Source organism: Streptomyces sp. NPDC054961, from assembly GCF_053609145.1.
The window spans coordinates 1-1,138 of the sequence record NZ_JBSGWY010000115.1 but is presented as its reverse complement, the minus strand read 5'-3'; the positions used below and the strand labels follow the sequence as shown (position 1 = coordinate 1,138).

Annotated in this window: 1 protein-coding gene; it reads right to left on the bottom strand. The window is 72.1% G+C overall.

Annotated elements, in window-relative coordinates; genetic code table 11:
- A partial coding sequence (locus ACWF9Z_RS36710) for a beta-ketoacyl synthase N-terminal-like domain-containing protein (protein WP_453609970.1) occupies positions 1-1,138 on the bottom strand: 1,138 nt, incomplete at both ends.

Below are 1,138 nucleotides of genomic sequence, written 5' to 3'. Positions count from 1 at the left end.
CAGCCGTCAGCAGCCGCGCCGCCTGACCCGCCACCGCCTCCACACCACGACCCGACACCACCCACGGCACCACACCCGACACCGCCACCGGCGCCACAGGAGCGTCAACAGCCAGGGCCTCCTCGGCCACGGGCGCCTGCTCCAGAATCACGTGCGCATTCGTCCCGCTGATCCCGAAGGAGGAGACGGCACTACGGCGCGGACGGCCCGCGTCGTCCCACTCACGCGTCCGCGTGAGCAGCTCGACGGCGCCCGCGTCCCACTCGACGTGCGGACTCGGCTCCGTGACGTGCAGGGTCTGGGGCAGCACGCCGTGGCGCATCGCCATGACCATCTTGATGACGCCCGCGACACCGGCAGCGGCCAGGGTGTGACCGATGTTGGACTTGATCGAGCCCAGCCACAGGGGCTGGTCCGCCTCGCGTCCCCGGCCGTAGGTGGCCAGCAGCGCCTGCGCCTCGATCGGGTCGCCGAGGCGGGTGCCCGTGCCGTGCGCCTCGACCACGTCCACGTCGGCCGTGGTCAGACGAGCGTTCGCCAACGCCTGCCGGATGACGCGCTCCTGCGACGGACCGTTCGGCGCGGCAAGGCCGTTCGACGCACCGTCCTGGTTCACCGCCGAACCACGCACCACAGCCAGCACCGGATGCCCCAGCCGCCGCGCGTCCGAGAGCCGCTCGACGAGCACGACGCCGACGCCCTCACCCCAGCCCGTTCCGTCCGCCGAGGCCGAGAACGCCTTGCACCGCCCGTCGGTGGAGAGCGCGCGCTGCCGGCTGAACTCGATGAAGCTGGTCGGACCGGAGTTGATGGTGGCACCACCGACGACGGCGAGGCTGCACTCGCCCTGGCGCAGCGACTGCGCCGCCAGGTGCAGGGCGACCAGCGAGGAGGAGCACGCCGTGTCCACCGTCATGGCCGGGCCCTCAAGCCCGAAGGTGTAGGCGATCCGACCGGATGCCACGCTGGTGGTCGTACCAGTGGACATGTAGCCCTCGAACTCGCCCGGGATGCGGCCCAGCCGGGAGGCGTAGTCCCCCGAGATCACGCCGGCGAAGACGCCGGTGTCCGAACCCCGCAGGCTCGCCGGGTCGATCCCCGCCCGCTCGAAAGCCTCCCACGCCGTCTCCAGCAGCAG